The sequence below is a fragment of the Rhizobacter sp. genome, assembly GCA_021153565.1.
In the GTDB taxonomy this organism is placed as follows: domain Bacteria; phylum Pseudomonadota; class Gammaproteobacteria; order Burkholderiales; family Burkholderiaceae_C; genus Albitalea.
In genome coordinates this window covers 1-6,426 of sequence record JAJKJU010000124.1, presented here as the reverse complement: position 1 = coordinate 6,426, position 6,426 = coordinate 1, and the positions used below count along the sequence as shown (strand labels likewise).

Annotated in this window: 6 protein-coding genes; 1 reads left to right on the top strand and 5 read right to left on the bottom strand. The window is 61.4% G+C overall.

From position 1 onward, the window contains the following. Positions 1-198 precede the first annotated feature (198 nt). From AC30NL_RS07635 to AC30NL_RS07615, 5 genes are read right to left on the bottom strand one after another with little or no spacing between them, the layout of a single operon-like run. Positions 199-1,110, bottom strand: coding sequence for a polysaccharide biosynthesis tyrosine autokinase (locus AC30NL_RS07635; protein ID WP_489463410.1), 912 nt, complete (start codon positions 1,108-1,110; stop codon positions 199-201). Positions 1,111-1,123: 13 nt separating this feature from the next. Further along, on the bottom strand, positions 1,124-2,590 hold the full coding sequence (epsF, locus tag AC30NL_RS07630) for a chain length determinant protein EpsF (RefSeq protein ID WP_489463409.1): 1,467 nt from the start codon (positions 2,588-2,590) through the stop codon (positions 1,124-1,126). Next, entirely contained in the window at positions 2,587-2,772 is a 186-nt protein-coding gene (locus AC30NL_RS07625) for a hypothetical protein (RefSeq protein WP_489463408.1), read from the bottom strand. The genes epsF and AC30NL_RS07625 overlap by 4 nt, the downstream gene beginning before the upstream one ends. 7 nt (positions 2,773-2,779) lie before the next feature. Next, entirely contained in the window at positions 2,780-3,880 is a 1,101-nt protein-coding gene (locus AC30NL_RS07620; protein WP_489463407.1) for a glycosyltransferase, read from the bottom strand. Between the two features lie 18 nt (positions 3,881-3,898). Continuing rightward, positions 3,899-4,576, bottom strand: a complete 678-nt coding sequence (locus AC30NL_RS07615; protein WP_489463406.1) for a sugar transferase — start codon at positions 4,574-4,576, stop codon at positions 3,899-3,901. 310 nt (positions 4,577-4,886) lie between these two features. On the opposite strand from AC30NL_RS07615, the gene AC30NL_RS07610 reads away from it, so the two are divergent. Next, positions 4,887-6,005, top strand: coding sequence for a glycosyltransferase family protein (locus AC30NL_RS07610; protein ID WP_489463405.1), 1,119 nt, complete (start codon positions 4,887-4,889; stop codon positions 6,003-6,005). The last annotated feature ends 421 nt before the right edge of the window (positions 6,006-6,426 follow it).

Sequence of the window (6,426 nt, the reverse complement as noted above, 5' to 3'; positions counted from 1 at the left end):
TTCAATTCCCATAGCGCCACCGCCATACGGGCGGTTCAGTGCAACGGGATCTTTAGCCTACCGGCCGCGGCGGTCACGCCGTGCCGTCAGCGGAGACCGGGCCGCCGCGTCCGCCAGACTAAAGACTCTCTGCACTATGGCGAGCATCCCGTGGACGAGGTGTAAGGGGCAGCAAAGCCGCGCAGACACTGCGCGCCTTCAATGCTCATTCATCAACACCCCCGCCAACTTGCAAGGCCCCTTGGCAAGCCCGCCGAGCAAGCCCTGCAGCGCTGACATCTTCGTCTCTCCTTGACGCGCGATCACCACCGCCGCGCCGCTTTGCGCAGCCAGCACGCGTGCATCCGCGCCATGCACTGCCGCCGGTGTGTCGACCACGACATGATCAAACTTGCCGAGAAGCTCTTTCATCAAGATGCCGAACGCAGGTCGCTGCAGCAGCTCCAGCGGATTGGGAGGCAAGGTCCCAACAGTCATGACGAACAAGCTCGGCAAATCCCTGACCTGCTGAATGACATCGGACTCGCAGCGGTTCGCCAGCACACTGCTCAACCCCGTTCGATTGTCCACGCCGAAGATGCGATGCTGTCGCGAGGTTCGCATGTCCGCATCGAGCAGCAAGGTGCGCCCGCCGAGTTGGCTGAAGCTCACGGCCAGGTTGGCCGCGAAGAAGCTCTTGCCGTCGCCGATGTCGGGGCTCACCACCGCAAGCGCGCGGCGAGGCTGGTCGCTTGCAAGCACACCCATCATCAATTGACTTCGCAGTTCGCGAAACACTTCGGCCTGGTCGCTGAAAGGGTCGACCGCAGTCACCAGTTCTTCGTCAAAGACCGCGTCATCACTTTGCGCATACGGGTAATGAAACTGCTGGGACAGCGCCCACAGCACATCCTCGGATGACGCGAGACCGAGTGCAATCGCCGCCTCGCCGAAGCGCGACGAATGTGTGCGTTGATACTCCAGAATCTTCGTCACCTGCTCATCGCTCAGGCGCCGCGCCTCGCGAATGAAGTCGCCGATGGATCGGTCGACCACGCGGGTGTGTGCGTCGTCGAACTTCGCATCGCCGCCGCTTGACGTCGTGTGCAACGCATGGAGAGAAACAGGCATGACTTTCATCTCGTCAAGCCGCCGAAGTCATGCTGGCCATCGCACTCGAACTCGCACCCGCACCCCCGCCTACACCAGCGGTCGGACTCGCGGCTTGCGTCAGGCGCTTGCGCAACTGACCCGCAGCGGCGGCGCGCGAAGGCGCCGGCAACACACCGAGAAATGGCTGAGCAAGCAATTGCTGAACATCGTCGGCACTGCGGACACGGCGATCCAGCCGCTCGCGCACCAACACCGTCACGGCAGCGAGCACAAGCCCCAGGACCACGGCGACGATGCTGTTGAGCAGCAGCTTCGGGGATGAAGGGAAAGGCGGTGGCGTGGCGTGCTTGAGCACCGACACGTTGGTCTGCGTGAGCTGGCTTTCCACGTGCGACTGGCTCACCCGCGCGAACATCGCGTCATAGGCACGCTGTGCGTTCTCGACGTCGCGCTGCAGTACCGCCGCTTCGTCGCGCTGGCCCTTGAGCCGCAAGACTTTCACGCGCTGCTCTTCCAACGCCCGGCGCAATTCGCTGACGCGCGTCTGATTCACACTGTTGTTGACCGTGACGCTACCGTTGATTCGACGCGTTTCGGACTCGATCTTCGACTTCAGCTCGGCAATGTTGGCCTGCAGTTCCTGCACTTGCGGGTTGGCTTCGCCCAGCCGCGATTCAGCTTCACGCAGCCGTGCTTCCTGGCGGGCAAGTTCGGTCGCGAGGTTCGTGATGAGCGGGTTGTTCAAAACCTCGGACATGCGGTCGCCGTTTGCACCCAACTGTCCCTGCCGCGTCTTCGATTCTTCCGCCACGCCCTGCAAGGCGACGAGCTGGGTCGACAACTCCGTGAGGCGCGCGTTCTCCACGTCGAGCCGCTCGTCGGTCGCGATGATGCCCTTGGATCGCTGATAGGCCGACAGCTTGGCCTGCGCCGCCTCGAGCTCGTCGCGCAGGTGCCTGGCGCGGTCATCAAAGAAGTTGTTGTATTGCTTGGCCGGCTCGACACGCAGCTCGAGCGTGGTGTCGATATAGGCTTTGACGATTGCATTGGCCACGTCGGCCGAGAATTGCGGATCGGGCGAGGTGTAGCGAACCGTGAGGACGTCTGAATCCTTGCCTGGCCTGATGTCGAGCCTAGTCGCAACCATCTCCGCAAGCCACGAACGAAATTCGCCTCTGGATTGAGTGGCCTCGCGCCAGCGCTCCTGCTGGACCTTGCTTTGGTCAAGCTTGAGCATGTCGAGCGCGCGCAATGCCACGCGTTCGCTTTGAATGACGTCGACCTGGGTCGCCATGTAGCCCGAAAGGGTCATGCCAGGCAGCACGATGCCCGCGATCGGGTCGGGAGACTTCGCGTCGAGCAAAACCGACGCCGTAGCCGTGTACTGCCGCGGCAACAGCAAGCTTGCCGCAACCACCAAAGTCACGACACCGAAGAACACGATGGCCGCGGAACGCCAGCGGGCCTTGAGCACATCGAAGATTTGCGAGGGCATCATGTGGGAATGGTCATGCAAGATCTGCCCGCACCCGATCGGGTCGCGACGCCATGGCCTTGCGGGTTCATGCGCCGCCAGCGCCACATGTCGGTGCTCGTTTGCTCCAGATCGCGGCGCGCTTGCCAACCGAGACGTTCGAGCCAAGTGTGAGATGCGATGCCGCTCTCGCGATGGTGCTTCATGGTTGTTTCATTGGAGGAGGGCATAGGCCGCCAGCAGCCTGGCGTTGAACTTCGACCGGCCGAAGCGGGGCTTTGCTTCCTCGCGCGCCGCTTGGCCGATGTGTGCACGCAGACTCGGGTTGTCGATGAGCGTCGCAATGCGGGCAATCATGTCGCGCTCGGTGCCGCACAGGAAACCCGTTTCGCCGTCGCGGATGACCTCACGATGCTGAGCGCTGTCCATGGCGACGCATGGTAGCCCCGCGGCCATTGCTTCGACGAGAAAGAGTGGAAATCCGCGCGTTCCACCCAGCGCGACATAGATCCAGCCGGCCGCCAACCGCTGTGCACAGTCATCATCGCTGGTCCTCTCGAACACGCCGACACTTGCCGCATTCAGCCTGACATGAGACACCGGGTCGACCGTGCCGATCCAGTTGAAACTGATATGCAGATCTTCGCCGCTCAAGAGAACGGCAAGCTGTGCAAACAGCTCAGCACTGCGCGCGCCTTGCCCGCGGCCGCCGGTCACGAGCAATGGGTGCCGTGCTTCGTTTCGAGGCTTGTTGAAAAAGGCATCATTCACTGGACTTTCAACGAGCTCCACCGACTTCCATTGGTCGAGCGCCATCTTCTCTTGCGGCACGTTGACAATGGCCGCGTGTCGCGCGGGTCGAAGCACGGGGCGGAATAGCCATAGCATCAGGGTCCCCAGAGCACGGAGCTGTCCGAGGGATCGAGAACCATGCGGTGAATAGAAGATCGGAACCTTCACTCCGGTGGTCCGAACTGCGATCGCACCGACGAGGCAAGCCAACAGGCCGTGCAGGTGCACGGTGCGCAAGGGGCCACCCTCGAGCGCATGCCGACAGCCTTGAAGCACGGCCCGCCACTGCTTGACCGGATTGCGCAGCCTTGGCATGAGCATCAACTCGGCGGACTCATGCAGGCTCAACACGTGATGCCGGTAGCGGAGTTCGTCGATCATCACCACCGTCTGGTCGACGCCTGTGCGCGCGAGCGCGTTCGTCGCCGGACCAAGGAAGCTGAACACCTCGTCGGTGACGCAGCCGACCACATGCACGACCTTGCCGGTGCTGACGTCGGTCCACCGTGCTTCACGTTGCATGACATCTCCTTGAGAAAATCAGCGGGCGCCTTCGCGAGCCACGACCACGCGCACGGTCTTGACCAGAATACCGATGTCCAGCCAGAGTGAGCGTTGCTCGACGTAATGCCTGTCGAGTGCAACGCGTTCGTCATACGTGGTGTTGTTGCGTCCGCTCACCTGCCAAAGCCCGGTGATTCCGGGCCTCACGCTCAAGTAGTGCCAGCGGACCTTGCCGTAACGCGTGAGCTCAGCCACCGTGATGGGGCGCGGGCCGACGAGGCTCATTTCCCCGCGCAACACGTTCAGCAATTGCGGCAACTCATCGAGGCTGCTCTTGCGCAGGAAGTGGCCGACAGGCGTGATGCGCGGGTCGTTGCTGAGCTTCTGGTCTTGGACCCATTCCGCACGGGCCTTCGGATCGTCGCGCAGGAGATCCGACAGCACCTGTTCTGAATTGCGCAGCATCGTTCGAAACTTCATGCAGCGAAATAGCTTGCCGTTGTGGCCCACGCGGTAATGCGCAAAGAGTACAGGAGCGCCGTCGCGTCGCCATATGAGGAAAGTCACGAGCAACAACAAGGGGCTAAGCATGAGCAGCAGCAGCAAGGCTGCCGCCTGATTCAAGCGCAGAAAGAGTGCATCACGCACAGGTTCGCGGGATCTGGATGCGCAGTCGACCATGCGGGAACCCGCTACAAAACTCGCAGCTTTCACGGACCACCTCCTGACTGTCGGCTTATGTTTTCGATCGTCTTGCGCGACGCAACATTCGCGCCAATCCACCTGCATGTGCGAGCGGTTTCAACTCGCCCCAATGCGAACCCACGATGATGCTTGGAGGTGCTTTTCGCCCCATAAGGAAGACGCACATGACACTGCATCAAGTCTTGAAGTCGGGCGAGGCTACACGCAGTAGGTGTGCGCAAGTTGTGTAAAGGTGCAGCATTAAGTGACGAACAGTTCTCGCGCATGTTTTGCTTGCGAGTTTCTTGTTCAGGCGGCACGATTGGCTGGAGGACTTTCAATGGCGCCTAACGCACTTTGGACTCTTGCAGGGGTGTCGCTTGCGCTCGCACTGCATGCATTCATCACCTACCCGTTGTCACTGGTAGTGCTGCGCGCATGCCGAGGAAGAATTGCGGGCTCGTGCAAGTGGTCCAGACCACTTGCACCGACACGGTTTGCGATATGCACCTACGTGAACCACACGGTCGGCCTGACACCTGAGAAGCTGAGCAATCTCATGGCGCTTCGCGCTGGCAGGCCGCAGGTGCAGCTATTGATCTATGCCGAAGGCGATGTTGGCAGCTTGCGCGACATGCTGGCGCCGCACACCAGCTGTGTCGAGTTCTATTCGTCGCCGCTGATGCGCGGCAGGTCGCATGCCATGAACTCCCTTGCGAATCGAACGCGTGCCGACGTCCTCGTCTTCGCGGATGCGCGCGCGATGCTCGACGAGGATCTGCTGGACAAGCTTGACACGCATTTCAGCGACCGGGCCGTGGGCTGTGTGTGCGCTGAGTTCGACCCCGTGGCGGCGGGTGACTCACGATGGTCAGCCACATTAATATACCGACGCTTCGATGCATGGATTCGCTCGCTGGAAACCGACACCGGCTCGACCATGGGCGCCGATGGTGCGCTGTTCGCGGTGCGTGCCGCCCTCTACCACCCCGCGCCGGCCAATGCCTTGCATGACATGCATGTGTCGCTCATGGTGCTGTGCGGTGGACACCGCGTCGTGAGCGCGCCCGACTTGTGTGCACAAGTGGCGACGACGGGCGCGACACGCTCCGCGTTCAAGGATCACTGCGACATCGCTTACGGGGCCCTGTGCGTCCACCGCCGGCTGTGGTCCATGCTTGTGCGGCTGGACGGACTGTTGCTATATCAATATGTGTCGCACAAGATGCTGCGGTGGTTTTCGGCCTACCTGCTCGGGGCCGCACTTGTTTGTTTTGTGATGGCTGAAGCGATGTCGAGTCAGTTGAAGCCCTTGGCCATGATCGGTGCAGCGTCGATCGCCGTGTGGCTCTTCGGTCATCGACTGCAGCTCACGCCCTTCGCCCAGGCATACGAGGTGGTGAGCGCGCTCACGGGCGCAGGCCTGGGCGCGGCGCGAGCGCTCTTGAAGTCGGAGTGATTCGCGACGGCTGGCAGGGCTTCCTTGGGACATGGCCCGGAATAGGTAGGTTGTTTCGGGCCATGTCCTTACTTCTTCTCTCAGCCTCTCAGATAGCGCACAGTGCAGACCATCGAGCTCTAAAGGCACTCAGGATTTGCAGCTTCACTTCGTCGTGAAGGTCAGCGTGACAGTGAACGCGTTGTGAAACTGAGGTTCCGCATCGCGTGGAACACTGCACTAGATGTCCCATCCCGTGTGATCATGTGCCAATCCGCAGCTGGCCGCTGTTCCGAGCCAGAGACCTTTTGCGGGGTGTTATCGAAGCCTTCCAACACGATAAAAGCCAGTGAGTCGAGTCCATCCGCAAGCCCGAACGACGCCGCGCACGCGAGCCGAAATCAATTCCTCGAAAGCGCCCTTGACGGCTGTGGCCGAGCTT

Excerpts from the sequence above, each read along its gene's own strand:
- AC30NL_RS07610 (WP_489463405.1), top strand. The coding sequence starts at position 4,887 with ATGGCGCCTAACGCACTTTGGACTCTTGCAGGGGTGTCGCTTGCGCTC.
- AC30NL_RS07620 (WP_489463407.1), bottom strand. The coding sequence starts at position 3,880 with ATGCAACGTGAAGCACGGTGGACCGACGTCAGCACCGGCAAGGTCGTG.
- AC30NL_RS07625 (WP_489463408.1), bottom strand. The coding sequence starts at position 2,772 with ATGAAGCACCATCGCGAGAGCGGCATCGCATCTCACACTTGGCTCGAA.
- epsF (WP_489463409.1), bottom strand. The coding sequence starts at position 2,590 with ATGATGCCCTCGCAAATCTTCGATGTGCTCAAGGCCCGCTGGCGTTCC.
- AC30NL_RS07635 (WP_489463410.1), bottom strand. The coding sequence starts at position 1,110 with ATGCCTGTTTCTCTCCATGCGTTGCACACGACGTCAAGCGGCGGCGAT.